Source organism: Candidatus Poriferisodalis multihospitum, assembly GCF_028283155.1.
Taxonomy (GTDB): Bacteria; Actinomycetota; Acidimicrobiia; order Acidimicrobiales; family Poriferisodalaceae; genus Poriferisodalis; species Poriferisodalis multihospitum.
Map to the genome: position 1 here is coordinate 88,114 of NZ_JAPYOK010000040.1, position 24,361 is coordinate 112,474.

A 24,361-nucleotide genomic window follows, 5' to 3' on the forward strand; every position below is an offset into this window, starting at 1 on the left:
CGCTGCACCAGCGACTGAGCGACGCTCTGACGGCGGAGGCCCTGTGAGCGGCACACGGTTCGGGGCCCGCGGCTCGCTGGTGAGCGTGCACCTGGCCGACTGGGAGCGGCGGCTGCTGGCCGACATGGTGGGCGAGCTGCGATCCAACCTGCTCGACCACACGCCTGCACGCGACGGCGGCGATGGGCTGGACCCCTCGTTGCGCCGACTGTTCCCGCCTGCCTACCTGAGCGATCCCGACCGCGATGCCGAGTACCAGCGGTTGATGCGCGACGAACTGCTGGCCGAACGCCTCGACCACCTCGATCTGCTCGACGGCACGCTCGCTGCCGACCACCTTGACGACGAGCAAATCACCGCCTGGATGCAGGGCCTGAACGAGCTGCGCCTCGTGCTCGGCACCCAGCTCGACATCTCCGAGGAAGACGATCCCGCCGAGATCGATCCGCACGATCCCGCACAGCGGCCACGGCTGCGCTACCACTACCTCGGCGGGCTGCTCGCCGAACTCATCGACGCCACCACCGCGTAGCCTGAGATGCCCTGCCCCCATCGTCTAGCGGCCTAGGACACCGGCCTTTCACGCCGGCGGCACGGGTTCGAATCCCGTTGGGGGTGCTGGCAATCAGCGGCAGTTTCAGCCACGCCCGGCGAGCGGGAGACGGAGTTCCACCGTGGCGCCGGGGCCATCGGTGTCGATGACAGCAGCAGAGCCGTCGTGACTGCGAGCGACATAGTCGACGATGGACAGCCCGAGGCCGGAGCCGGGTTGAGAACGCGCTTCGGGAGCCCGATAGAACCGCTCGAAGACCGTCTCGCGCAGGGCCGCGGGAATGCCGGGCCCGCGGTCGCGCACGCGGACGCGAGCCTCCCGGTCGGTCGGAGCGACGCTCACCTCGATGGGTTCGCCGTGCGGGGACCACTTCACCGCGTTGTCAACGAGGTTGCCGATCGCTCGCTCGACTAGCGCCGTATTCACAACGACCTCGCACGGCTCCAAAGCGGTCACAAAATCCGTTTCGGTGCGGCGGCGGTGCCGATCCACGACCGACGCTGCTAACTCGGCCAGATCAACCGGTTCCGGTTCGCCCTGTGCCCGCCGATCGGTGGCCAGATCGACGAGCTCGGCTGTCAGCTCGGTGAGCTGGTCCAGCTCGAACTGCACATCGTCGAGCATTCGGCGCCGCTCGTCTGCATCGAGGATCGCCGAGGTCTCATCGGCTTCAGCGCGCACCAGCAATTCGATGTTGGTGCGGATGCTGGTGAGCGGTGTCCGCAGTTCGTGGCCTGCGTCGGTGACCAATCGATGCTGCTGGGCGCGCGACTGCGCCAAGGCCTCCAGCATCGCGTTGAAGCTGCGTGCCAACTCGCCCAGCTCGTCGTCGCGTTCCAGCTCGATCGGCTGGTCCAGATCTTGAGTCTGCGCGACGTTCCGTGCCGCATCGGTGAGCCGCCGCACCGGCCGGATGGCGCGGCCCGCCACCAGGAATCCCAACAATCCGGCTCCCGCGACGCCGATGGCGGCCACAACAGCCAGCGCGTTGCGCAAGCCAGCCACGTTCGCATCCACTTCGTCAAGCGGGCTCGCGACCATCAGCGCCCCGACGGGCGCCACCGGAACCGTCAGCACTCGCAGGCGCACGCCGTCCGCGGACACATCAGTCCGATGGCGGCGAGCCCGGCCATTCGCGACGGCAAGGTCGGCGGGTGCCACGGGCAGCACCTCGTCAGACGCGTACACCACCGCGCCGTTCGGGGCCACGATCTGGACAAGCACATCGCGGGGCACGAATCGTCCGAAGAACTGCACGCCCCGGCGTTCAGGCAGACGTCCACCGCTTGCGACCAGCACGGCGACGCGGTCATCCAGCTTGCGGTCGAGCGCCGACCTAGCCTCCGCGCGGGCAATCCAGAGTGCAACCCCCGAGACTGCCAGCACTCCAACGGCGACCGAGGCTGCCACCAGCAGCCCGAGCCGGGTGCGAAAACTCATGCGGGCCGGAGCACGTAGCCCACGCCGCGCACGGTCTGGATCGGGCTGTGGCCGTCGGAGCCCGCTGCCGCCGCCGCGAGCTTGCGCCGCAGGTAGCCGACGTAGACCTCCAGGGAGTTCGAGGCCAGCGACGCGTCGTAGCCCCACACCGTGTCGTAGATCTCGTCGCGATGCAGGACACGACCGGGGTTGCGCAGGAACAGCTCCAGCAGCCGGTGCTCGGTGTGGGTCAGAGTGACGGGCTCGCCAGCGCAGGTCACCTCGTAGCTGGCGGTGTCGAGCACGATGCCAGCGCACGCCAACCGCTCACCTTCCTCCGGTGAAGAGCTCTCGGCACTCCGGCGCAGCAGCGCCCGCAGTCGAGCCAGCAGCTCGTCGAGCGCGAACGGCTTGGCCAAGTAGTCGTCGGCACCAGCATCGAGCCCTTCCACCCGATCCGCGGTGGTGCCCCGGGCTGTCAGCAGCAGGATCGGCAGGCGGCTCCCGGTGGCGCGCAGGCGACGGCACAGCTCAAAGCCGCCCAGATTCGGCATAGTGGCATCTAGCACCATCACGTCTGCGCGGCCGGCCAGCGCCTCGCCCTCGAGGCCATCGCTGCCTTCGAGCACGTCATAGCCCTCGAGTTGCAAGGCGCGGCGCAATGCCGCTCGAATGCGCTGATCGTCGTCGACGACGGCTACCGCGGGGCTGCTCCGGTTCGGCAGATCAGCACCCATGGCCTCATTCTGGATTGCGGATCATGAGAAACCCATGAGAGTCCGAGCCCGACGGCTTGGCGGCTAGCCGGCGGCGGAGCTGCGGCGGCGCAGGTGGGAGATGGTGAGCGCGGCGCAGGCCTCGCGTTCAGTTTCGTAGCTCAGCGCTCGTACGGCGTCGGCGATGTCCCACCAGGCCACCTCGTCGACCTCGCTCGGGTCGCCCGCCAGCCGCTTGGGCACCTTCGTCGGAGCCATGGCATAGAAGAGCACCAGCTTGGGCACCCCGCTGGCGATCAGGTAGCTGACCGGGTAGGGCGCAGACGTGATCGCGCACCGCACGCCCGTCTCCTCGCGGACCTCCCGCAAAGCCGCCTCCTCCCAGGACTCGCCCCGGTTGAGGTGGCCCTTCGGCAGCGACCAGTCGTCGTACCGCGGCCGGTGCACCACCAGCACGGCACCGTCGTGGCACACCACGCCGCCGGCCGCTCGGTCCACGGGCGCATGGGAATAGCGGCCCCGCTCGATGTGGCGCCGGCGTGCCTTCGCCGTGATCTGCGCGGCAGGAGCCTGGGCCGCCTTCTTGTGGCCCTTCTTCGACGACTTCGCCCCATCGGATGCCACGGTTCGTGTCTAGCGTGTCCACGCTGGCCGGGATGTACATGTCAGGGTTCGGCCGGGTCGACAACGGGGAACAGACATGGACTTGGGAATCTGTATCGCATCGCACATCGGTGATCTCGACTACGTCGAGCGGGCCGAGGAGCTCGGCTACACGCACGCCTGGTTCGCGGACAGCCACATGCTGTGGTCGGACTGCTACGCCACCCTCGCCCTTGCTGCTGAGCGCACCAGCACCATCCAGCTCGGCACCGGCGTATCGGTCTCGGGCACGCGACCCGCTCCGGTGACCGCCGCGTCGATCGCCACGATCAACGCTCTTGCGCCCGGGCGGACCTTTCTCGGCATCGGCACCGGCAACACGGCGATGCGGATCATGGGACACAAGCCGCAGCGCATCGCGGAGTTCGACCAGTACCTAGCAGCGCTGCGACCGCTGCTGCGTGGCGAGGAAGCCGTCCACCATTTCGGCGGCAGCGCGCAGCCGATACGTCACATCATGCCGGACAACGGGTTCGTCAACTTCGACGACGAGATCCCGCTGTACGTGTCGGGATTCGGGCCGCGCTCGCTGGGGCTGGCGGGTCGCTACGGCGACGGCGCAGTGCTCTCGGTGCCGCCTGACGGCTCGGCCACGGCGCGCGTCTGGGAGTACATCGAAGAGGGTGCGGCGGCCGGCGGTCGCACGATCGACCGAGCCGATTACCTGATGTGCTCGCTCACCACGATCGTCATCCTCGACGACGGCGAAACGCTTGCCAGCCAGCGCGAGCGGGTCCATCACGAGGCGGGCGCCTTCGCGATGGCGTCGCTGCACTACTCCTACGACCAGTACCGGCAGTTCGGCCGGTCGCCCGGCGCCCGCCTGGAAGCGGTCTGGGACGAGTACTGCGCCATGCTCGACGACACCGACCCCGATCGCATCCACCAGCGCATCCACGCCGGCCACAACTGCTGGGTGCTGCCCGAAGAGGCCCGGTTTCTCACCGACGAGCTCATCGATGCCACCTGCATCGTGGGCACTGCCGACCAGGTCACTGCACGGCTGGCGGACCTGGGCGAGCGGGGGCTCGACCAGATCATGATCCTGCCCAACTTCGACCCCCGCTACGAGGTGCTCGAACGTGTCGGCAACGAGATCATTCCCCGGCTGGCGGCCGGCTGAGTGGGTCAGTACGAGACCGCTCGCTAGCCTTGTGCGCTGCTGTTGAGCCCATCCTGCGGAGCTGGCACCCATGAGCAACATCTGCCAAGTCACCGGCCGTCGGCCGCACTCGGGCTTCAACGTCTCGCACTCGCATCGGCGGACGAAGCGCTGGTTCAAGCCGAACATCCAGCGGAAGCGGTTCTGGGTGCCCAATGAAGGGCGCTGGGTCACGCTGACCGTCAGCGCCAAGGGCATCAAGACCATCAACAAGCGGGGCATCGAGTCGGTGGTGGCCGATCTGCGCCGTCGTGGGGAGAAAGTCTGATGCCCAAGAGCGACAAGCGTCCCGTCATCAAGCTGAAGTCCACCGAGGGCAGCGGCTACACGTACACGACGCGCAAGAACAAGACCAACACCCGCGACCGGATCGAGTTGCGCAAGTACGACCCGGTGCTGCGTCGGCACGTCATCTTCAAAGAAGAACGCTGAGCGGCGGCGGCGTCGAGGGCGCCCCATGAGCACCGCATGACCGCGGCGCAGCCTGCTCGCTTGAGCCTGCGGGCGGCACGACGGCTCGCCATCGGCTCCCAGGGGCTAGCTGCGCCGCTGCCTGCCGGACGGCTGGACGTCCGGCATATGCGGCGCTCCATGGACTGCATGGGCCTGCTGCAGATCGACGCCGTCAACGTGCTGGCACGCTCGCACTTGCTGGTTCTGCGGGCCCGGATGGGTGGCACGCACGACGCCGTGCTGGCACTGCTCGAACGGTCGGCGTACGCCCGCCGGGCAGACGAGCGGGTGTTGACCGAGTACTGGGGCCATGAGGCGTCGTTCGTGCGCGTGGCCGACTGGCCGCTGTTCGGCTGGCGGATGCGCCGGGGAGCCGCCGGCGACATGTGGAGCGGATACGCCCGCTTCGGAGAGGCCAACCAGCCCAAGATTCGAGCGGCGCTTGCCTGGCTCGACGCCAACGGTCCCGCATCCACGGCCGAATTGGATGCCGCGATGGGCTGGGGACCGGGCGTGCGCGGGCCCTGGGGAACACGCAGCAACGGGAAGCTGGCGCTGGCGTGGCTGTTCTGGGCAGGTCGGGTTGGCGTGGCCGATCGCGCCGGTTTCGTGCGCCGCTACGACGTGATCGAACGGGTGCTGCCGAGCGACGTGGTTGAGGCTGTTGTGGACGAACCCGACGCGCACCGGACGCTGCTGGCAGACGCCGCGCGATGCCTCGGCGTGGCCGCCGCCGACGATCTCATCGACTACCACCGCCTGCCGAAACGCATCGCCCCCGCCCGCATCGCAGAACTCGTCGAAGACGACGAGCTCCAGGAGGTGACGGTGGAGGGCTGGGATCGGCCGGGGTATGTCACCGCCGGCCAGCGCGCTGCCCGCCGACGATCCCGGTCGGTGCTGCTCAGCCCATTCGACCCGCTGGTATGGCACCGCCCCCGCGCCGAGCGGCTGTTCGGCTTCCACTACCGCATCGAGATCTACACGCCCAAGGCCAAGCGGCAGTACGGCTATTTCGTGCTGCCGTTCCTGCACGACGACTCGCTGGTGGCGCGCCTCGATGTGCGCTTCGACCGGGAACGCAACATGCTCGAAGTGCCCGCTTCGTGGGCTGAGCCAGCGTCGTGGCCCAGTGACGCGGCCGCAGAGACGAAGGCCCTCGAGGCGTTGGCAACCGAGTTGCATGCGCTGTCTGCGTGGTGCGGCGGCGAGGGAGTATCGGTGCTGTCTCGTGGCGATCTTGCCGACCGCTTGCGCACCGCGGTCAACGGCGCTGATTGCTGATCGAGGTGGCTATCGTTGCTGCGCTTGCATCGGCAGAGATCCCGGTCTCGACGTCGGCGCAAGCACACAGCAATACAGCTGGTCCCGTGGTGAAGTCTGGAGTTCACGCTGGCCTGTCAAGCCAGAGGTCGCGGGTTCAAATCCCGTCGGGACCGCGGTCGGGTAGCTCAGTTGGCAGAGCGCGCGCCTGAAAAGCGTGAGGTCACCGGATCGACGCCGGTCCCGACCACTCTGGTGCGAGCGAAGGGGCTTCCCCCCGCTCGCGAACTCAAGGTTGCAGGCACGGTTGCCATAGCTGCAGGGGCGGCAGGGGGCTCTGCGACGTTGCGACCTGCTGGATCGCTGGTCGCAGAGAGTCCTGCCGCCTCTGCAGCGGGCGCACGTCTTCGGCTAGCGGGTGACTTGGTCTTGGTGGGCGGCTTGGGCTACTGCTGCGGCGACTGCGGGGACTACTGAGCGGTCGAAGGCTGTGGGGATGACCAGGTCGGGGCTCAGATCATCGCTGGAGACGCCCGCGGCGATGGCTTCGGCGGCTGCGATCTTCATGTTCTCGGTGATGTCGGTGGCGCCCGCGTCGAAGGCTCCCCGGAAGATCCCGGGGAACGCCAGCACGTTGTTGATCTGGTTGGGGTAGCGGTGTTGGTGTTGGCCGCCAGCCATTCCTTGGCGTGGTTCAGCTCGGAACGTCCCGGGTGAATGGTGCCCTTGCGGTCGCAGGCGATCACATCGCCGATGCCGGCGCCGAGCAGGATCTTGGCGGTTGCAACGCCGGCCGCGCCCGCCCCCAGGATGACGCAGCGCAAGTTCGCCAGCTCTTTGCCCACGATCCGCGCCGAGTTCTCGAGCGCTGCCAGCGCGACCACCGCGGTGCCGTGCTGATCGTCGTGGAACACGGGGATGTCGAGCGCGGCGCGCAGCGCCTCTTCGACCTCGAACGCCCCGGGCGCCGCGATGTCCTCCAGGTTGATGCCGCCGAAGGTGGGCGCCAGCCGGATGACTGTCTCCACGATCTCGTCAGGCTCGTTGACATCAAGGCAGATCGGGAACGCATCCACACCGGCGAACTCCTTGAACAGCAGCGCCTTGCCCTCCATCACCGGCATCGCAGCCGCCGGGCCGATGTCACCGAGACCCAGCACTGCCGTACCGTCGCTGACGATCGCGACTGTGTTGCCCTTGATCGTCAGGTCGTGGACCCGCTCGGGCTCATCGGCGATCGCTCGGCAGACACGAGCCACGCCGGGCGTATAGGCCATGGAGAGGTCATCGGCATTGCGCAGCGGGATGCGAGTGACCGTCTCCAGCTTGCCGCCGGCGTGCAGTTCAAAGGTGCGATCAAGCGCAGCGATGACCGTGATGCCTTCGAGCCCGTTGACCGCGTCGCAGATCTGGACGATGTGCTGCTCGCTGGACGCGTCCACCACGATGTGCTGGCGCAGCGTGCCTTGGGTGATCGTGAAGCCGTCGAGGCTCTGGATGTTGCCGCCTACATCGCCGATCGCGGTGCACAGCCGGCCGAGCGTGCCGGGCTGGTGGGCCAGCTCTACTTCGAGCGTGGCGGAATAGGCGGCGGTGGGTCGCGATCCCGCGGTGGCAGTCATCGGTGCTCCTGGCGCGCCCTGGGCGCTGTCCGGACAATGGGCAGGCAGGGTATTGGGCTGGACCCGCTGAATTGGGTCTAGTTGCCCGCTTCGACCAAGTGGGCAGTGCCCGTGCCCGGGCGGATCTCACCGATCACCCAAGCTTCCTGGTCAGCGCCTTGCGCAATCCCCACCGCCGCATCGACCTCCGACGGGGGCACTGCAACCACCATGCCGATGCCGATGTTGAAGACGCGTTCCATCTCTTCGGGTGCGACTGGGCCAGCATCCGCGATGCGGTCGAAGATCCTGGGCACCGGCCAGGAGCCGCGCCGCAGCACCGCATCGACGCTGGGGCCGAGCATGCGGGCCACGTTCGCGACCAGTCCCCCGCCGGTGATGTGCGCTGCCCCCACGGCACCGCATTCGTCGAAGAGCGCGAGCACCGCAGGGGCGTAGATGACCGACGGTCGCAGCATCTCCTCACCCAGCGAATGATCGGCACCGGGCCAGGCTGGCGAGCCGAGCACGGCCGGATCGGGCGTCTCACCCAGCAGGACGCGGCGGGCCAGGCTGTAGCCGTTGCATCGAAGCCCGCCCGACGCCAGTCCCACGAGCGTGGCCTCGCCGGCGGTGATGGAGCCTCGCAACCGTGCGCGTTCGGACACCCCCACGGCAAAGCCAGCGATGTCATAGTCGCCGGGAGCGAGTGCATCGGGGTGTTCGGCCAACTCGCCTCCGACCAGCGCGCAACCGGCGCTGCGGCAGCCCGCGGCCAGACCCGTCACGATCGCCTCGACGATGTCGGGGTCGAGGCGTCCTGCAGTGATCTGATCGTGGAACAGCAGCGGCTGCGCGCCGAGCGTGACGATGTCGTCGACACACATGGCAACCACGTCGATCCCGATCGTGTCCCACCGGCCGAGCGCGGCGGCAATGAGAGGCTTCGTGCCCGCGCCGTCATTCGCGCTCACCAGCACTGGGTCGCTGAAGCCCTCCGGCAGCGCCGTCACCGCCCCGAACGCTCCGATGTCACTCAGCACCTCGGGCCGGTACGTGCTGCGAGCGAGGGGCGCCAGCCGCCGCACTGCCTCGTCCCCCGCGTCGATGCTCACTCCCGCCTCCTCGTAGGTCAGCGGACGGGAGTCGCCAGCCTCGGGGCCGCTAGCGGGCGGGTCGACAGCTGCAGGCGTCATCCAGCGACGGACTCTGCGACGGCAACCGGCTGCACGCTGCCCGTCGCGATCAGCGAGCGGTTCGGTTCGTCGGCGACGCTGCCGAAGACTTCGGCCCGCGCCCCCGCGCCGATCTCCACCGGATACTCGCCCGTCAGGCATGCATGGCAGAACCCGCCGCCCGGCACGCCCGTGGCTTCAACGAGTTGATCGAGGCTCAGGTAGGCCAGCGAATCGACACCCAGGTACGCCTCGATCTCGTCCAGGTCACGATTGGCGGCCAGCAGCTCGCCGGAGGTGCCGGTGTCCATGCCGTAGAAGCACGGCCAGCGGTACGGCGGCGAAGAGATGCGCAGGTGCACCTCAGCGGCGCCGGCGCCGCGCAGCATGTCCACAATCGACCGGGTGGTGGTGCCACGCACAATGGAATCGTCGACCACCACGAGCCTGCGGCCGTCGATGTTGGAGCTGATGGGGTTCAGCTTGGTCCGCACACCCAGAGAGCGGACGTGCTGGTTCGGAGCGATGAACGTGCGGCCGATGTAGCGGTTCTTGACCAGGCCGTCGCCGTAGGCGATGCCGCTGGCGCGTGCGTAGCCCTGTGCTGCAGGAATGCCCGATTCGGGAACGGGCATCACCAGGTCGGCATCGACGGGTGCATTGGTGGCTAGGTGCGCGCCCATGCGCTGGCGAGCTGCATGCACGTTCTGACCTGCCAAGGTGGTGTCGGGGCGCGAGAAGTACACGAACTCGAAGATGCACAAGTGCGGTTCCGCCCGGTCGCCGGTTGCCGACGGGCCCGCGAAGGGCCACAGCGAGCGGCACCCGGCTGCGTCGATGATGATCATCTCGCCCGGCTGGACCTCGCGCTCGAACGTCGCACCGACCACCTCCAGCGCAGGGTTCTCCGACGCGAGCACCCAGCCTCCGCCGGACTGGCTGACACTGGGTTGGCCGACAGTGGGCTGATGGCCGCTGAGCTGACTGCTGCCGGCGTCGCCACCCGCCTGCTCGCCGACATTCAAGCGGCCCAGGCACAGCGGCCAGATGCCATGCGGATCACGAACCCCGATCAGGCGATCGCGGTCGGCCACCACAAACGTGAAGCCCCCGCGCAGGCTGGGCAGTACCTCTGCGAGCGCTTCCGTGACGGCCTCGCGTGGGCGGGTACGGGTGATCTGCGGTGTGGTGTTGATGCGCTGGGCGATCAGCTCGGCCACCAAGTCGCTGTCGCTGGTGACCACCCCGTCGAGCATCCCCGATGACGTCGCCAGTTCGGCCGTGTTGGTGAGGTTCCCGTTGTGACCGAGCGCGAATTCCGTGCCGTCGAGCCCTCGGTAGAACGGCTGCGCTGCGCGCCACGAACTCGATCCCGTGGTGGAGTAGCGGGTGTGGCCGATGGCGAGGTCGCCTTCGAGTCCTGCAAGCACGCGATCGTCAAAGGCGCTGGCGACCAGGCCCATGTCCTTCACCACCGTGATGTGCGTGCGATCGGACACGGCAATGCCGGCCGATTCCTGCCCCCGGTGCTGCAGCGCATACAGCCCGAGATAGCTCAGGTGGGCCACGGGACCACCGGGCAGGTACACGCCGACGACACCGCAGGCTTCGCGCGGCTTGTTGAGGTCCACGCCCTCGTCCGGGGCGCCGCTCATGCCGCCTCCCCGTCAACAGTCTGCGCGAATGCCTGGGGCAAGGCACCGCTCCAGCGGGCCAGTGTGTCGTCGAGCGCCACGTCTATGTCAAAACCGGGTTTTGCGAAGCGCCCGATCTGCACCCTCGATCCTCCGAACGACCCCAGCCGGCGACTCGCGAGCCCTGCCGCTGAGGCCGCGTTCGCGAGCCGCTCGACATCGCCTGCCTCGGCTGCCACCAGAACGCGGCCCGGCGGCTCGGCGAACAGCGCCCGCTCCGCCGGTGCCGGGCCGCCCAGCGACGGAACCTTCGCGTGCACGCCCGCGCCGCCGTGACAGCACATCTCGGCGATCGCCACGGCGATGCCGCCGTCGGAGACATCATGCGCGCACCGCACGAGGCCCTCCCGCACGGCTGCAGCCACGAACCGGGCGGTTGCGGCACTGCCCGCGAGGTCGAGGTCGGGCAGCGCGCCGTCGCGGCAGTCACGACGTTCCCACGCCCAACGGCTGCCGCCCAGCGCTATGGGACCCGGCGAGGAGGCGTCGGTGCCTGATTCGGCCCCAACGGCCGGCCCGGGCGGACCCACCAGCATGAGCGCTGTGCCCGCCGGCAATTCGTCAGCGATCGGCCGGCGGACAAGGTCGGGATGCACGCCGAGCAGGCACACCACCGGTGTCGGGCAGATATTGGTGCCGTTCGTTTCGTTGTAGAGGCTGACATTGCCGCCCACGACAGGTACGCCGAGTACGTCACAGGCTTCGGCCATGCCGTCGATGGCCTCGGAAAGCTGCCACATGACATCGGGATGGGTCGGATTGCCGAAGTTGAGGCAGTTGACGAGCGCGAGCGGATCGGCGCCCACACAAGCGAGGTTCAGCGCCGCCTCCATGACCACCATGGCGGTGCCCCGGCGGGGATCGGCGTCGCACCAGCGGTGGTTGCCGTCCACCGACACGGCGAGGCCGCGACCGGTCGGTGTGCCGCTGCGTGGGTCTCGCAATCGCAGCAGCGTGGCGTCGCGGCCCGGACCGACAACCGTGTTCAAGAACAGTTGGTGGTCGTACTGGCGGTACACCCAGCTCGGGTCGGCGAGCATCGCCAGCAGATCGGCAGCACAGTCGCTGGAGCTGCCCGCGGTCGGATCGGCTGCCGGGTCGACGCTGCGCCGGAGGGCCAGATCCGCCGGCGGCCGCATCGGCCGGTCGTACGACGGCGCGTCGTCGTGAAGCGTGCTCGCAGGAACCTCGGCCAGCACCGCGCCGTCCACCCCGTCGCGCACGCGCAGGATGCCATCGCCGGTCACGCGCCCGACGACCGTCGCGCTCACTTCCCAACGGGAACAAATCTCGAGCACCCGATCGACATTGGCCGACGAGACAATCGCCAGCATGCGCTCCTGAGACTCCGACGTCATGATCTCGAACGGCTCCATGCCGTGCTGGCGCAGCGGCACGACGCTGACATCCACCTCCATCCCGGTGCCGCCACGCGACGCCGTTTCGCTCGTCGCGCACGTCAAGCCCGCGCCGCCGAGGTCCTGGATGCCGCTGACGAGCCCTGCCTCCAGCAGCTCCAGGCATGCCTCGATGAGACGCTTTTCCTCGAACGGATCGCCGACCTGAACGCTCGGGCGCTTCGTCGAACCGTCGTCGGCCTCGTCGAAGCCCGCTGAGGCCAGCACGCTCACGCCGCCGATGCCGTCGCGGCCGGTGCTCGCGCCCATGAGCACCGCTGCGCTGCCCACCTCGGTCGCTCGGCCGAGCACCAGGCGTTCAGTCGGCATGATCCCGAGGGCCGCCACATTCACCAGCGGGTTGTCTCGGTACGTCTCACACGACACGAATTCGCCGGCAACAGTGGGAACCCCCACGCTGTTGCCATACCCCGAGATTCCGCTGACGATGCCCTCGGCAATCCAGTTGCTGCGCGGCTCGTCCAGCGGCCCCACGCGCAGAGGATCCGCGAGCGCTATGGGTCGCGCGCCCATGGTGAAGATGTCGCGCAGGATGCCGCCGACTCCGGTCGCCGCACCTTGATATGGCTCGATAGCGGAAGGATGGTTGTGGCTCTCGATGCGTACAGCAACGGCAATGCCGTCGCCGACGTCGACAACACCGGCATTCTCACCTGGTCCGACAAGCACACACGGGGCTTCAGTCGGCAATCGGGCGAGGTGACGGCGCGACGATTTGTACGAGCAATGCTCGGACCACATCACCGCATACATAGCGAGTTCGAGATGGTTCGGTTCACGCTCCAAGAGCTCACAAATGCGGTCGTATTCGGCGTCAGTCAGGCCAAGCGCCGCATGAATACTGGTCGTATCGGAAACTATTGCAGTCACATCAACCCGAGTTCATTGGATACCGCAAAACGTCGTGCTATACAGACGGCATGAGCGAACGAACAATGTCCGACGAACACAAAGCGGCTATTGCCGCGGGCCGCATCGAGGCCGCAGCAGTGCGGGATTATCTTGAGGCCCTCGAAACTCACCGGCCTCGTCCCGGCCGCAGGCAGAGTGCGGAGTCGCTGAACGCCAAGAAAGATGCAATCGATGCGCAGATTGCCGAAGCAAAGCCGATCAAGCGCTTGCTCCTGATGCAAGAGCGCCGGGATGTCGAGGCGGCGATCGAAGCACTGCAGGTCGAACCCGATATGGCCTCTGTCGAAGAAGGCTTTGTCACCCACGCTGCCAACTACGGACGACGCAAGGGAATTCAGTACGCCACATGGCGAGAATTCGGCGTTCCGGCCGACATGCTGGCTCGTGCGGGCATCACACGGGGCGGCTGACACCTCAGATCTCCTGGCTCTCGGCCAGCGAAACCCGAGCCATAGCAGACCGGCGCGTCTTCATGCCGCGTGGTGACCGACGGCTTGACGGGTGCTCGCTGCCGCATAGAGCAACGCTTCGAGCAACTTGCGTCCGTCAGTAGATCCCAATAGTTCAGACGTAGCCCGTTCCGGATGGGGCATCAGGCCCACCACATTGCCCGCTTCGTTGCAAATGCCAGCGATATCGTCTACTGAGCCATTCGGGTTGGCGACATAGCGCATTACAACTTGACCGTTCTCGCGCAAACGTTGCAACGTCGCACGGTCACACACATAGTTCCCTTCAAAGTGATTGATGGGAATGCTCAGTTGATCCGATGGCGACAAACCATGTCCCAATACATGATGCACCGATGCCATGGCCAACTGCTGCGGCTGGCACAGGAATGAAAGCCCGGCATTGGGTCGCAATGCTCCCGGCAGCAAACCTGCCTCGGTCAATACCTGGAATCCGTTGCAAATGCCGACCACGGGACCTCCGGCACCCGCGAATGAGGCGACTGCATCCATGATTGGCGAGAAGCGGGCGATTGCGCCGGTACGCAGGTAGTCGCCGTGCGCGAATCCACCCGGAATGACGACGGCATCCACACCGCTCAGCGAGGTTTCGTCACTGCGCAGCAGCGCTGTCCGCGCCCCGAGCCCGGCCAGAGCATCGAGCGTGTCGAGATCGCAGTTCGTGCCGGGGAATTGGATGACGCCGACTGAGACATTCATTGGCACGCTCATGGGGCACTCACGGGCTGTGATCCTGCCCCGCAGCACGCAGCTCGATGCGAGCGTCCTCGATCACTGGGTTCGCCAGCAGGCGTTCGCACATCTGCTCCGTCACCGAACGGGCTTCGGACACGTCGGCTGCGGTGACCTCCAAGCGGATGGCTTTGCCCACCCTGACGCCGCTCACGCCCGCAAATCCGAGCGCTGCGAGAGCTCGCTCGATCGTGGTGCCAGCCGGGTCGGCAATCTCGGCTCGTGGCGAGACTTCCACCAGCACATCCCAGCGATTCATGAAGCGTTGGCTCCCGCCGGCACGCCGGAGTGCGCCAGCCAATCGTCGAACGACTCGCCGGTCAGCGTCTCGTACGCCTCGATATAGCGAGCGCGGGTAGCGGCAACCACATCGTCGGTGAGCGGCGGCGGGGGCGGTTCCTTGTTCCATCCGGTGGCTTCGGTGGCGTCGCGCACCGGCTGCTTGTCGAGCGACGGCGGCGATGCGCCGGGCTGCCAGTGATCCTTGGGCCAGAAGCGAGACGAATCGGGTGTGAGCCACTCGTCGGCGACCACCAGGGTGCCGTCCACATAGCCCAGCTCGAACTTGGTGTCGGCGATGATGATCCCCCGCTCGGACGCATGGGCGGCCGCTGTGCTGTAGGCGTCGACGCACACTCGGCGGGCGGCCGCAGCCGCCTCGGGGCCAACCAGCTCAGCGGCAGCAGCGAACGAGATGTTCACGTCGTGCCCATCGGTCGCCTTGGTGGACGGCGTGAAGACTGGTTCGGGGAGCTGCTGAGACTCGAGCAGGCCAGCCGGCAGCGGCTCGTCGTGCATGGTGCCGCGCTCACGGTATTCCTTCCATGCCGAACCGGTGATGTACCCGCGCACGATGCACTCGATCGGCAGCATCTCCGCCCGGCGAACGAGGAGGGCTCGGCCGGCCCATTCGGATCGTCGTGCCGCAGCCGGGAAGTCGCCGGGGTCGGCTGAGACCACGTGGGTCGGGGCGATGTCGCCGAGCCATGTCGACCACCACGCCGTCATAGCCGTCAGCACTCGGCCCTTGTCTGGCACCGGTTCGTTGAACACGACATCGAAGGCCGAGATGCGATCGCTGGCGACCATCAACAGGTGCCTGTCGTCGACGCGGTACATCTCGCGCACCTTCCCGCGGTGGACTAGCTCAAGCTCGCTCACGTTGCCTCTCTTGTCATCGTCTCGCCGGTCATCGATCAGGGCCGCTCGCTGCTCGGTTCACAGCACCTCGCCCGGCTCGTAGTCGACGGCTGCGCCGTACCGCTCTGCCACTTTGCCCGCGGCGGCCACGAATTCGTCGACCTGATCCGCAGCGCGACCGCTGAACGACGCCGGATCCGCAAGGGCTGCCGCGACATCGTCGTCACTGAGCTGCAGCTCCGGATCGGCCGCGATGCGAGCCGCGAGATCGTTGCGGTCGACGGTGCCCTCGCGCAGCGCCAGCACGGCGGCGGTCGCATGGGCGCCGATGCGCTCATGCGCCTCCTCGCGGCCGGCGCCTGCGGCTACTGCCGCGGCGAGCAGGCGGGTGGTGGCGAGAAACGGCAGGTAGGCGGCCAGTTCGGCTTCGACCCGAGCCGGGAAGACGGCGAAGCCGTCCAGGACGCTGAAAGCAGTCTCCAGCGCACCGTCAAGTGCGAAGAATGCGTCGGGGAGCACGATGCGGCGCACCACCGAGCAGCTCACATCCCCCTCGTCCCATTGGTCGCCGGCGAGCTGCGAAGCCATCATCAGGTGTCCTCGCAGAATGGTCACGAGGCCGGTGATTCGCTCGCACGAGCGGGTGTTCATCTTGTGCGGCATGGCAGACGAACCGACTTGGCCGGCAGTGAAGCCTTCGGTGACCAGTTCGTGACCAGCGGCGAGGCGCACGCTGAGCGCCAAGTTGCCGAGCGGTGCCGCGGCGCCGACCAGCACTGCGACGACGTCGAGGTCGAGCGAGCGGGGGTAGATCTGTCCAGCGGAACCGAGCACCCGGACGAAGCCCAGCTCGGCGGCGAGGCGCCGCTCCAGACGATCCACAGCCGCCCGGTCGTCACCCAACAGCTCCAGCATGTCCTGCTGCGTGCCCACCGGTCCGCGGATGCCGCGCAGCGGGTAGCGGGCCAAGAGCTCCTCGATGCGCTCGAGCGACACGAGCGCCTCGGTGCCGATCGTGGCCCAGCGCTTGCCCAGCGTGGTCGCCTGCGCGGGCACATTGTGCGTACGCGCGGCCATCACGAGATCTCGGTGCGCAGTGGCCAACGCGGCGATGCGCACGACAAAGGCAGCTATGCGTTGGGCGACCAGGCCCAACGCGGCGGCGACTTGGCACTGCTCGACGTTTTCGGTGACATCGCGCGAGGTCATGGCGCGATGGATCTGCTCGTAGCCGGCGAGCGCGCAGAACTCCTCGATGCGCGCCTTCACGTCGTGGCGCGTGATCCGTTCCCGCTCGGTGATCGAGTCGAGGTCGACTTGGGTGACCACGTCTCGATACGCCTCCAGCGCCCCGTCTGGCACGTCGACGCCCGCTTCTCGCTGTGCCTCCAGCACCGCGATCCACAGCCGCCGCTCAAGGATGACCTTGTGGCGAGGCGACCAGACCTCGGTCATCTCCACTGAGGCATAGCGAGTCGCCAGAACGTTGGGGATGACCTCGGGACTCACGCCAGCCTCACCGGACCCAGCCTCACCGGGCACCAGCGGCGCGGAACTCGTCCAACCGGGCAGCGAGCTCCGCATCGGTCACCGCAAGCATCTCGGTGACGAGCACAGCCGCATTCGCCGAGCCGTTCACCGCGACGGTGGCGACCGGGATGCCCTTCGGCATCTGCACCGTCGACAGCAACGCATCGAGGCCGTCGGCGAGGCCGCCGCTGAGCGGCACGCCGATCACCGGCAGGGTGGTGTGCGCAGCCACCACACCAGCCAGGTGCGCTGCCATGCCCGCTCCGCAGATGACCGCGGCAAAGCCGGCGTCGCGCGCTCCCGTCGCGAACGACGCCACGGCTGCAGGTGTGCGGTGAGCGCTCATCACCTCAGTCACGTGTTCGACACCGAACCTGTCGAGCATCTCGGCGGCGGGTGCCATCTTCGACGCATCGTTCGGCGAACCCATCAAGATGGCGACCTTCATCGATTTGCTCTCCTGACACAGATCGGCTGACTGCCCATTGACATACGGTCCGAGTCTCGCCGCCCGGAGTGAGTGACGGGGCGATGTCTGGAGAAGAGCGGCGCCCTCATCGGCTGAGGGCGGCGGCCGCCGCGGCCTCGGCAGCGGCGATGTCGGTGCGGTAGGTCATGCCCGGCCAGCTGAGCTGACGCACGGCTTCATACGCACGGTCGCGCGCCGCCGCCGCATCGGGACCGCGCCCGCACACATTCAGCACCCGGCCACCCCCAGTCACGAGCGGCTCAGGCGGGGCCGCCCCATCGTCGGCAGCCCCGACGCCTGCGCAGAAGACGGTGACGCCTGGCACTTCGCGCGCCCGCTCGAGACCCGCGATGGCGTCGCCGGTGCGCGGCGCCGCTGGATAGCCCTCCGCAGCGCACACGACGCACACCATGGCGTCATCGGAGACTCGAATCTCATCGGTCAGCTCGCCTGCTGCGGCCCCTGCCAGCAGCAGCGCGAGATCGTTCTCGATGCGCGGCAGCGTGACCTGAGCCTCGGGATCGCCGAAGCGGACGTTGAACTCCAGCAGGCGGGGCCCGTCGGGCGTCAACATGAAGCCCGCATAGAGCACGCCGCGGTAGTCGACGCCTCGCCCGATCAGCTCGGTCAGCGTCGGCTCAAACGCCAGCGCGGCCAGTTCGACGCAGGCGGCCCGATCGACGTCGGCCAGCGGCGAGACGCAGCCCATGCCGCCCGTGTTGGGCCCCGTGTCGCCGTCGCCGATGCGCTTGTGATCGCGCACAGCCGTGGGCAGCAGCACGGCGCGGCGGCCGTCGCAGAGCGCGAACAGCGACACCTCGGGGCCTCGCATTCCCTCTTCGATCACGATGCGGCGACCGGCATCCCCGAACGCGGCGCCGTCCAGTTTGGCGTCGACGTCAGCATGGGCTTCGGCCAGCTCGTCGGTGACCAGCACGCCCTTGCCAGCAGCGAGGCCGCTGGTCTTGACGACGTACGGCGGCGGCAGCGTCTCCACGTAAGCGTGTGCTGCACGGCGGCCTGCTGGGTCGCTGTCGAACGTGGCATAGGCGGCTGTAGGCACGCCGGCGGCGCTGACCACTTCTTTCATCCACGCCTTCGAACTCTCCAGCGCGGCGCCGTCGGCGCCTGGTCCGAACACGAGCCGGCCGTCTGCCCGCAGTCGATCAGCAAGACCGTCTGCCAGCGGCCCTTCCGGTCCGATGACGTACAGGTCGGCGTCTATCTCGGTGGGCGGTGTTGCGACGCTGCCCTCAATACCGGCGTTCCCCGGCGTCACCACCACGTCGGCGGTCCGGCGAAGCACCGACGCGAATGCATGCTCACGCCCGCCCTGGCCGACCACACAGACCTTCATGGACGCTCGCAGCTCACGCTGCGAACCTGATGTACTGCTCGCGGCCGGGGCCGACGCAGACATACCGGATCGGCAAGCCGAGCTGGCGTTCGAGGAAGACGATGTAGTCGACCGCCTGGCGCGGCAGCTGCCATCGCTGGGTGACCTTGTCGAGCGGCGTCTTCCAGCCCGGCAGCGTGGCATACACGGGGACGGCTCGATCATGCAGCGAGCGCAGGTGTGGCAGGTAGTCGTAGCGGTGGCCGTCCACCTCGTAGGCGACGCAGACCTTGATCGTGTCGAGTTCGTCGAGCACGTCGAGCTTGGTGAGCGCGATCTCGGTGCAGGCGTTCAGGCGCACTGCCTGACGGCCCATGACGGCGTCGAACCAGCCGCACCGGCGCGGCCGGTTGGTGTTGGTGCCGTACTCCGCGCCGCGATCTCGCAGGTGCTCACCGGTCTCGCCGTGCAGCTCGGTGACGAAAGGTCCCGAACCCACCCGGGTGGTGTACGCCTTGGCAATGCCGATGACCTGATCGATCGCGCCGGGCCCGATGCCCGAGCCCACCAGCGCGAAGCCTGCCACCGGGTTCGACGAGGTGACGAAGGGGTAGGTGCCGTGATCGAGGTCGAGGAAGGTGGCCTGGGCGCCTTCGAACAGCACGCGCTCGCCCGCGTGCAGTGCCTCGTGGAGCCATCCGACGGTGTCGGCCACCAGCGGCGCCAGCCGCGGTGCCACCTCAGTGATGAGCTGGTCGGCCAGCTCGTCGGGATCGACGCCGGGATGGTCGTACACCCGCTGCAGGTAAGCGTTGCGGTCGGCCAGCACGCTCAGCAATCGAGAGCGCAGCGTCATCGGCTCGAGCAGATCCTCGACTCGCAGCCCGACTCGTGCCGCCTTGTCGGCGTACGCAGGCCCGATGCCGCGCTTGGTGGTACCGAGCTTGGCATCACCGCGTTGCGCTTCGGCCAACTCGTCGGCGATCTGGTGATAGGGCAGCACCAGATGCGCCGCGGGGCTCAGCATCAGCCGGCCGCAGTCGACGCCGCGGCTGGCGAGCATGTCGATCTCGTCGATCAGCACCCACGGATTGATCACCACGCCGTTGCCGATGATCGGCGTCACGTGCTCGTACAGCACTCCGCTGGGTATGAGCTGCAGGGCGAACGTTTCGCTGTCGACGACGATCGTGTGCCCCGCGTTGTGGCCGCCCTGGTAGCGAACGACGTGCTGGCATTCCTTGGCGACGATGTCGACGATGCGGCCCTTGCCCTCGTCGCCCCATTGCGTTCCTACGACGATTGAGCCCGGCATGTTTCAGCCCATCGCCAGCCGGCAGGACGCTGTCGTCGTCACCAAATCAGTCTAGGGAGTGACCCCTCCGGGGCCGCCGGATTTCCAGTGGATTCGGCCGTCCGGAGCACTGCTCACGAGGCTTCTGAGAGCGGTGCCAGATCGTCGGTTGCCTCGGGTGCGGTGCGTGTCGGCGGTGACGGCGTGCTGAGAGTGAATGAGCCGTCGACGCTGTCCACCGTCACGGCGTCGCCATCGGCGAACGTGCCGTCGAGCAGGCCGGAGGCCAGCGGATCGGTCAGTTCGCGCTGGATCAAGCGTCGAAGCGGCCGGGCACCGTAGGCCGGGTCATACCCGCGGTTGGCGAGCAGCTCTGTTGCTTCGGAGGTCACCTCCAGTGTGATCTCGCGATCGGCAAGACGGGTGCGCAAGATCTCCAGCTGCCGTTCGGCAATGGCAGCCACATCGCTGCGGCTGAGGGCGTCGAACTGCAGGATCTCGTCGACACGGTTGATGAACTCCGGTGCGAAGAACTCCGCTGGGTCCACCGCCAGGTTCGACGTCATGATGAGCACGACGTTGGAGAAGTCGACGGTGCGCCCATGGCCGTCTGTCAGCCGACCGTCGTCAAGCACCTGCAGCAGCACGTTGAAGACGTCGGCGTGTGCCTTCTCGATCTCGTCGAGCAGGACGACCGAGTACGGCCGGCGGCGGACTGCCTCGGTCAGCTGGCCGCCGTCGTCATGGCCGATATACCCGGGAGGTGCGCCGATCAGGCGGCTGACCGAGTGCCGTTCCAGGTATTCCGACATGTCGATGCGAACTATGGCGCGCTCGTCGTCGAACAGCGCTTCGGCCAACGCACGCGCCAGCTCGGTCTTGCCCACACCGGTCGGGCCCAGGAACAGAAAACTCCCTATGGGCCGATCCGGCTCGCTCAGCCCGGCCCGGCTGCGCCGGATGGCATTGGCGACTGCCGCGACCGCATGTTGCTGGCCGACGACTCGGCGGGCCAACGTCTCTTCCAGGTGCACCAGCTTGTGCACCTCTCCTTCGAGCAGCCGGCTCGTGGCGATGCCAGTCCAGCGCGACACCACCTCCGCGATGTCGTTTGCGTCCACCTCTTCCCGCAGGATCCGCTTGCCTGCTTGCAGCCGTGCCAGCTCCGCGGCTGCTTCGTCGAGACGCCGGTGCACCTCGGGCAGTTGGCCGAAGCGGATCTCCGCAGCCCGCTCAAGATCGGTTTCGCGCTCGACCGCTGCGGCCAGCGCCTCTGCTTCGGACTTCAACGCTCGGATCTGGTCGATGGCCGCCTTTTCCGCCTGCCAGTGCGCTTTGAGCCCGGCGACGCGCTCGCGCTCAGACGCCAGTTCTTCGGCTATCGCATCGCGTCGCTGGTTGTCGTGCCGCCGCTTTTCGGATGAGCCGCTGCTCGACCCATTCGATAACTCGTTCGACGACTCGTCGCCACTCAACGCCAGCTCCTCGATCTCGAGTTGGCGGATACGCCGTTCGCACACATCGATCTCGAGCGGCACCGAGTCAATCTCGATCCGCAGCCGGCTGGCAGCCTCGTCCATCAGGTCGATGGCCTTGTCGGGCAGGAAACGCTCTCGCAGGTATCGATCCGACAGGGTGACAGCGGCAACCAGTGCTGCGTCGGTGATGCGCACGCCGTGGTGGACCTCGTAGCGCTCCTTCAGCCCGCGCAAGATGGCCACCGCATCGGTGACCGATGGCTCGCCCACATAGACGGGCGCAAAACGCCGCTCGAGCGCAGCATCGTCTTCGATGTGCTGGCGATACTCGTCGAGCGTCGTCGCGCCTACCAGGCGCAGCTGCCCGCGCGCCAGCATCGGCTTGAGCATGTTGGCTGCGTCGAGCGAACTGTCGCCGCCCGCGCCTGCGCCGACCAGCGTGTGCACCTCGTCCAGGAACGTGATGATCTCGCCGTCGGATTCGGCGATCTCGCCCAGCACCGTTTCGAGCCGTTCCTCGAACTCGCCCCGATACTTGGCTCCTGCCACCATCGCAGCCAGGTCCAGCGCGACGACACGCTTGTCGCGCAGGCCGTCCGGAACGTCGCCCTCGGCGATGCGGCGGGCCAGGCCTTCGACGATCGCCGTCTTTCCCACACCCGGTTCGCCGATCAGGACTGGGTTGTTCTTGGTACGTCTCGACAGCACCTGGATGATCCGCCGGATCTCGTCATCGCGGCCGATGACGGGATCGAGCTTGTCGTCGCGAGCCTCGGCCGTGAGGTCGCGGCCGAATCGCTCAAGTGCTTCGTAGCAATTCTCCGGAGTCGGCGACGTGACCCTTGTGCTGCCGCGCAGCTCGCCGACCAGAGCCGCCAGCGCATCGCGGTCGGCGTCGAGGTCGTCGGCGAGCGCCAGCAACAGGTGCTCGGTGGACAGGTAGTCATCGCCCATCTGGGCGCGTTCTGCGTCGGCAGCCTGCAGTGCTTCGGCCAGCTCACGTGCGAGCCCGGGCGGTGGCTGGGTTTGCGCGCTGAAGCTGCGCGGCAGCCGCTCAAGTGCCTCAAGAGCGCGCGTACGCACGGCAGCCGGCTCGATGCCGGCCCGTGCGAGCACGGGAAGCACCAAGCCCTCTGGCTGCGATACGAGCGCCAGCAGCAGGTGAGCCCGGGTGAGCTCGGCGTGACCCTCGCTCTGCGCGGTTTGAGCAGCAGATGCCAGCGCCTCTTGGCACTTGTGCGTCAGCGGGCTGGACGGCAGCGGGCGCTTGCGGGGATCTGCGTCGTGCTTCATGATGTCAAGTTTAGCAGAAAACTTGATAATGAACGACTCAGATTTACTGATTCGATAATTGGTGGCCGGCTCAGCCTTGCGGGTTCGGCCCCGCTCTGGGCCCCGCTGCTGTCCGCTCTTGTTCGCTGACGCTCACGGGCCGCTCGGGCCACGGCTTCGCCATTCGGCTCAGCCTCTCGGGCGCCTGATGAGATCGGTTTGCGGCAGCGGCACCAGGTCACGCCGGTATTGCCGGTGCGTTTCTGCCACCAGCGTGGCCGCCTCGGCTTGCACGTCGGCGAGCTTGCGTTCCAGCGCCGCCACGCGCTCTTCCAGTTCCATCACGCGCTTGACGCCAGCCAGGTTGAGGCCCTCGCTGGTGAGCTGGCTGATGCGGTTGAGCATGGCGATGTCGCGGTCGCTGTAGCGGCGGCTGCCGCCGGAGGTGCGTGCGGGCGCCAGCAGGCCCTTGCGCTCATAGATCCGCAGCGTTTGAGCATGCACACCCGCGAGCTCGGCCGCCACCGAGATGACGTACAGCGCCCGGTTGCGCTCGGAGGCAGATGGCGTTCGCCTTGGTTGTTCGCTCATGACCGTGTTCCTCGGTTCGTCCCCTGGTCGCTATCGCTGTGCTCCTGCGGTGTCGGCGAGTGTCGCCGGTTCCGGTTCGGCCTCGCGCTGTCGCCGGCTCGTCCCTCCCTCGAAGTCGGTGACGTCGCGCAGCGCCTCGATCGCCGCCTGCTCCGCAGACGACAGCTTCGTCGGCACCACGATGTCGACGCTCACCAGCAGATCGCCCGTGCCGCGACGGGTGGTGACGCCGCGGCCGCGCACCCGGAAGGTCTTGCCCGACTGGGTTCCCGGCGGGATGCGCAAGGTGACCGGGTTCCCGTCGAAATCCAGCACTTTCACATCGGCGCCAAAGACGGCCTCGGGAAATGTGATCGGCACGCTGACCGTCAGATTCCGGCCGTCACGGCCGAAATCGGCGTCAGGTGCCACGTCCACCAGCACGAACAGATCGCCGTTGGGTCCGCCGCCCGAACCCGGCGAGCCCTTGCCCGCCAGCCTGATCCGCCCGCCGTCGTCAACCCCGGCAGGAATGCGCACCTTGACGTTCCGCATGCCGCCCGACGATGCGTCGGGCACTGCCACCTCCGTGACTGCGCCGGAGACCGCATCTCGAAACGAGATGCCGAGCCGGGTTTCGAGGTCGTGTCCGCGCATCGGCATGGGGCCACCTCGGCCGGCTCGACCACGGCCGTCGCCGAAAAGGTTGCCGAAGATGCCGCCCAGGTCGCCGAGATCCTCGACGCGGATGCTGAAGCCGCCTGGCCCTGATGCGAAGCCGCCCATCTGGGGGCCGAAGCCGACGGGCCCCAAGCGGCGCGCCTCGTCATATGCCGCGCGCTTTTCGGAGTCGCCGATGACGTCGTACGCCGCAGAGATCTGCTTGAAACGCTCCTCGTCGCCGGCACTCGAATCCGGATGGTGCTTGCGCGCGAGCTTCCGGTACGCCTTGGTGATGTCCTTGTCCGACGCGTCGGGCGAGACGCCCAAGGCCGCGTAGTAGTCGGTCTCGAACCACTCGCGTCGTGGGTCCATCGTGGC

The 24,361-nt window shown here is 67.6% G+C and carries 22 protein-coding genes, 3 tRNA genes and 1 pseudogene; 9 read left to right on the forward strand and 17 right to left on the reverse strand.

Features of this window, described 5'->3' with window-relative positions:
- Positions 1 to 43 precede the first annotated feature (43 nt).
- Complete coding sequence (locus tag VI480_RS03620) at positions 44 to 532, forward strand: DUF2017 family protein (RefSeq protein WP_323671451.1); 489 nt, start codon at positions 44 to 46, stop codon at positions 530 to 532.
- Positions 533 to 545: 13 nt separating this feature from the next.
- A tRNA-Glu gene (locus VI480_RS03625) sits at positions 546 to 618 on the forward strand.
- Between the two features lie 19 nt (positions 619 to 637).
- On the opposite strand, the gene VI480_RS03630 is transcribed toward VI480_RS03625, so the two are convergent.
- The 3 genes from VI480_RS03630 to VI480_RS03640 all read right to left on the reverse strand — a co-directional run bounded on the left by VI480_RS03630 (position 638) and on the right by VI480_RS03640 (position 3,312).
- Positions 638 to 1,993 carry a HAMP domain-containing sensor histidine kinase gene (locus tag VI480_RS03630; RefSeq protein WP_323671452.1) on the reverse strand — a complete coding sequence of 452 codons (1,356 nt, stop codon included), beginning with the start codon at positions 1,991 to 1,993 and terminating at the stop codon, positions 638 to 640.
- Entirely contained in the window at positions 1,990 to 2,709 is a 720-nt protein-coding gene (locus tag VI480_RS03635; RefSeq protein ID WP_323671453.1) for a response regulator transcription factor, read from the reverse strand. Before VI480_RS03635 ends, VI480_RS03630 begins: the two co-directional genes overlap by 4 nt.
- Positions 2,710 to 2,772: 63 nt before the next feature.
- On the reverse strand, positions 2,773 to 3,312 hold the full coding sequence (locus tag VI480_RS03640; RefSeq protein ID WP_323671454.1) for an NUDIX hydrolase: 540 nt from the start codon (positions 3,310 to 3,312) through the stop codon (positions 2,773 to 2,775).
- A gap of 76 nt (positions 3,313 to 3,388) precedes the next feature.
- Here VI480_RS03640 and VI480_RS03645 point away from each other — a divergent pair, with 76 nt between their 5' ends.
- The 6 genes from VI480_RS03645 to VI480_RS03670 all read left to right on the forward strand — a co-directional run bounded on the left by VI480_RS03645 (position 3,389) and on the right by VI480_RS03670 (position 6,479).
- Entirely contained in the window at positions 3,389 to 4,474 is a 1,086-nt protein-coding gene (locus tag VI480_RS03645; RefSeq protein ID WP_323671455.1) for an LLM class flavin-dependent oxidoreductase, read from the forward strand.
- Positions 4,475 to 4,544: 70 nt separating this feature from the next.
- Positions 4,545 to 4,781 carry a 50S ribosomal protein L28 gene (gene rpmB / locus VI480_RS03650; protein WP_323671456.1) on the forward strand — a complete coding sequence of 79 codons (237 nt, stop codon included), beginning with the start codon at positions 4,545 to 4,547 and terminating at the stop codon, positions 4,779 to 4,781.
- Positions 4,781 to 4,945 (forward strand): 50S ribosomal protein L33, encoded by a 165-nt coding sequence (rpmG, locus tag VI480_RS03655; protein ID WP_323671457.1) that lies wholly within the window; start codon positions 4,781 to 4,783, stop codon positions 4,943 to 4,945. Before rpmB ends, rpmG begins: the two co-directional genes overlap by 1 nt.
- A 36-nt stretch (positions 4,946 to 4,981) precedes the next feature.
- Positions 4,982 to 6,250 carry a winged helix-turn-helix domain-containing protein gene (locus VI480_RS03660; RefSeq protein WP_323671458.1) on the forward strand — a complete coding sequence of 423 codons (1,269 nt, stop codon included), beginning with the start codon at positions 4,982 to 4,984 and terminating at the stop codon, positions 6,248 to 6,250.
- An 80-nt stretch (positions 6,251 to 6,330) separates the two neighbouring features.
- Positions 6,331 to 6,405 (forward strand) — tRNA-Asp (locus VI480_RS03665).
- 1 nt (position 6,406) lies between these two features.
- A tRNA-Phe gene (locus VI480_RS03670) sits at positions 6,407 to 6,479 on the forward strand.
- A gap of 161 nt (positions 6,480 to 6,640) precedes the next feature.
- Here VI480_RS03670 and VI480_RS03680 read toward each other — a convergent pair.
- From VI480_RS03680 to purL, 4 genes and pseudogenes are all read right to left on the reverse strand, one after another.
- Positions 6,641 to 7,851, reverse strand: a pseudogene (locus VI480_RS03680) (NAD-dependent malic enzyme).
- Between the two features lie 77 nt (positions 7,852 to 7,928).
- The gene (gene purM, locus VI480_RS03685; RefSeq protein ID WP_323671461.1) at positions 7,929 to 9,026 is read right to left on the reverse strand and encodes a phosphoribosylformylglycinamidine cyclo-ligase; all 1,098 of its coding nucleotides are present in this window, start codon (positions 9,024 to 9,026) and stop codon (positions 7,929 to 7,931) included.
- Positions 9,023 to 10,660, reverse strand: coding sequence for an amidophosphoribosyltransferase (purF, locus tag VI480_RS03690; RefSeq protein WP_323671462.1), 1,638 nt, complete (start codon positions 10,658 to 10,660; stop codon positions 9,023 to 9,025). Before purF ends, purM begins: the two co-directional genes overlap by 4 nt.
- Positions 10,657 to 12,987, reverse strand: a complete 2,331-nt coding sequence (purL, locus tag VI480_RS03695; RefSeq protein WP_323671463.1) for a phosphoribosylformylglycinamidine synthase subunit PurL — start codon at positions 12,985 to 12,987, stop codon at positions 10,657 to 10,659. Before purL ends, purF begins: the two co-directional genes overlap by 4 nt.
- Positions 12,988 to 13,052: 65 nt before the next feature.
- Here purL and VI480_RS03700 point away from each other — a divergent pair, with 65 nt between their 5' ends.
- On the forward strand, positions 13,053 to 13,439 hold the full coding sequence (locus VI480_RS03700; protein WP_323671464.1) for a hypothetical protein: 387 nt from the start codon (positions 13,053 to 13,055) through the stop codon (positions 13,437 to 13,439).
- A gap of 60 nt (positions 13,440 to 13,499) precedes the next feature.
- On the opposite strand, the gene purQ is transcribed toward VI480_RS03700, so the two are convergent.
- The 10 genes from purQ to VI480_RS03750 form a co-directional block, all read right to left on the reverse strand.
- Positions 13,500 to 14,210, reverse strand: coding sequence for a phosphoribosylformylglycinamidine synthase subunit PurQ (gene purQ, locus VI480_RS03705; RefSeq protein ID WP_323671465.1), 711 nt, complete (start codon positions 14,208 to 14,210; stop codon positions 13,500 to 13,502).
- A 7-nt stretch (positions 14,211 to 14,217) separates the two neighbouring features.
- On the reverse strand, positions 14,218 to 14,490 hold the full coding sequence (gene purS, locus VI480_RS03710; RefSeq protein ID WP_323671466.1) for a phosphoribosylformylglycinamidine synthase subunit PurS: 273 nt from the start codon (positions 14,488 to 14,490) through the stop codon (positions 14,218 to 14,220).
- Positions 14,487 to 15,392 carry a phosphoribosylaminoimidazolesuccinocarboxamide synthase gene (locus tag VI480_RS03715; protein WP_323671467.1) on the reverse strand — a complete coding sequence of 302 codons (906 nt, stop codon included), beginning with the start codon at positions 15,390 to 15,392 and terminating at the stop codon, positions 14,487 to 14,489. The genes purS and VI480_RS03715 overlap by 4 nt, the downstream gene beginning before the upstream one ends.
- A 57-nt stretch (positions 15,393 to 15,449) precedes the next feature.
- Positions 15,450 to 16,880 (reverse strand): adenylosuccinate lyase, encoded by a 1,431-nt coding sequence (gene purB / locus VI480_RS03720; RefSeq protein ID WP_323671468.1) that lies wholly within the window; start codon positions 16,878 to 16,880, stop codon positions 15,450 to 15,452.
- Between the two features lie 22 nt (positions 16,881 to 16,902).
- Positions 16,903 to 17,349, reverse strand: coding sequence for a 5-(carboxyamino)imidazole ribonucleotide mutase (purE, locus tag VI480_RS03725; RefSeq protein ID WP_323671469.1), 447 nt, complete (start codon positions 17,347 to 17,349; stop codon positions 16,903 to 16,905).
- A 106-nt stretch (positions 17,350 to 17,455) separates the two neighbouring features.
- Positions 17,456 to 18,727, reverse strand: coding sequence for a phosphoribosylamine--glycine ligase (gene purD / locus VI480_RS03730; RefSeq protein WP_323671470.1), 1,272 nt, complete (start codon positions 18,725 to 18,727; stop codon positions 17,456 to 17,458).
- 13 nt (positions 18,728 to 18,740) lie between these two features.
- Positions 18,741 to 20,021, reverse strand: a complete 1,281-nt coding sequence (locus tag VI480_RS03735) for an adenylosuccinate synthase (protein ID WP_323671471.1) — start codon at positions 20,019 to 20,021, stop codon at positions 18,741 to 18,743.
- A 113-nt stretch (positions 20,022 to 20,134) separates the two neighbouring features.
- On the reverse strand, positions 20,135 to 22,738 hold the full coding sequence (locus VI480_RS03740; RefSeq protein WP_416246635.1) for an ATP-dependent Clp protease ATP-binding subunit: 2,604 nt from the start codon (positions 22,736 to 22,738) through the stop codon (positions 20,135 to 20,137).
- Positions 22,739 to 22,939: 201 nt separating this feature from the next.
- Positions 22,940 to 23,341, reverse strand: coding sequence for a heat shock protein transcriptional repressor HspR (locus VI480_RS03745; RefSeq protein WP_323671473.1), 402 nt, complete (start codon positions 23,339 to 23,341; stop codon positions 22,940 to 22,942).
- Between the two features lie 30 nt (positions 23,342 to 23,371).
- Positions 23,372 to 24,355 (reverse strand): DnaJ C-terminal domain-containing protein, encoded by a 984-nt coding sequence (locus VI480_RS03750; RefSeq protein ID WP_323671474.1) that lies wholly within the window; start codon positions 24,353 to 24,355, stop codon positions 23,372 to 23,374.
- Positions 24,356 to 24,361 lie beyond the last annotated feature (6 nt).

Bases quoted from the DNA above. Each gene is read 5' to 3' on its own strand.
- VI480_RS03645 (WP_323671455.1), top strand. From the start codon at position 3,389: ATGGACTTGGGAATCTGTATCGCATCGCACATCGGTGATCTCGACTAC.
- purS (WP_323671466.1), bottom strand. From the start codon at position 14,490: ATGAATCGCTGGGATGTGCTGGTGGAAGTCTCGCCACGAGCCGAGATT.
- VI480_RS03750 (WP_323671474.1), bottom strand. From the start codon at position 24,355: ATGGACCCACGACGCGAGTGGTTCGAGACCGACTACTACGCGGCCTTG.
- purE (WP_323671469.1), bottom strand. From the start codon at position 17,349: ATGAAGGTCGCCATCTTGATGGGTTCGCCGAACGATGCGTCGAAGATG.
- rpmB (WP_323671456.1), top strand. From the start codon at position 4,545: ATGAGCAACATCTGCCAAGTCACCGGCCGTCGGCCGCACTCGGGCTTC.
- purQ (WP_323671465.1), bottom strand. From the start codon at position 14,210: ATGAGCGTGCCAATGAATGTCTCAGTCGGCGTCATCCAATTCCCCGGC.
- VI480_RS03660 (WP_323671458.1), top strand. From the start codon at position 4,982: ATGACCGCGGCGCAGCCTGCTCGCTTGAGCCTGCGGGCGGCACGACGG.
- VI480_RS03700 (WP_323671464.1), top strand. From the start codon at position 13,053: ATGTCCGACGAACACAAAGCGGCTATTGCCGCGGGCCGCATCGAGGCC.
- VI480_RS03630 (WP_323671452.1), bottom strand. From the start codon at position 1,993: ATGAGTTTTCGCACCCGGCTCGGGCTGCTGGTGGCAGCCTCGGTCGCC.
- VI480_RS03635 (WP_323671453.1), bottom strand. From the start codon at position 2,709: ATGGGTGCTGATCTGCCGAACCGGAGCAGCCCCGCGGTAGCCGTCGTC.
- VI480_RS03745 (WP_323671473.1), bottom strand. From the start codon at position 23,341: ATGAGCGAACAACCAAGGCGAACGCCATCTGCCTCCGAGCGCAACCGG.
- VI480_RS03735 (WP_323671471.1), bottom strand. From the start codon at position 20,021: ATGCCGGGCTCAATCGTCGTAGGAACGCAATGGGGCGACGAGGGCAAG.
- rpmG (WP_323671457.1), top strand. From the start codon at position 4,781: ATGCCCAAGAGCGACAAGCGTCCCGTCATCAAGCTGAAGTCCACCGAG.
- purD (WP_323671470.1), bottom strand. From the start codon at position 18,727: ATGAAGGTCTGTGTGGTCGGCCAGGGCGGGCGTGAGCATGCATTCGCG.
- purM (WP_323671461.1), bottom strand. From the start codon at position 9,026: ATGACGCCTGCAGCTGTCGACCCGCCCGCTAGCGGCCCCGAGGCTGGC.
- purF (WP_323671462.1), bottom strand. From the start codon at position 10,660: ATGAGCGGCGCCCCGGACGAGGGCGTGGACCTCAACAAGCCGCGCGAA.